Origin of the sequence: Micromonospora arborensis (assembly GCF_003205615.1) — a bacterium.
Taxonomy (GTDB): Bacteria; Actinomycetota; Actinomycetes; order Mycobacteriales; family Micromonosporaceae; genus Micromonospora; species Micromonospora arborensis.
On sequence record NZ_PYBV01000171.1, the window covers coordinates 1 to 212 of the forward strand.

1 protein-coding gene is annotated in these 212 nt (G+C 67.0%); it reads left to right on the forward strand.

Going from position 1 to position 212, the window contains the following annotated elements; translation table 11 throughout:
* Positions 1 to 212: HD domain-containing protein (locus C7C45_RS33305; RefSeq protein WP_146247511.1), on the forward strand; the 212-nt coding region annotated here is incomplete at both ends.

Below are 212 nucleotides of genomic sequence, written 5' to 3' on the forward strand. Positions count from 1 at the left end.
CCACCACGCTGGTCGCGGCATTGCTGCACGACACCATCGAGGACACCGAATACACCCTCGACGCGATGCGCGCCGACTTCGGTGGCGAGGTGGCCCTGCTGGTCGACGGCGTCACGAAGCTGGACAAGGTCAAGCTGGGCGACGCGGCCAAGGCCGAGACGATCCGCAAGATGGTCGTGGCGATGGCCAAGGACCCGCGGGTGCTGGTCATC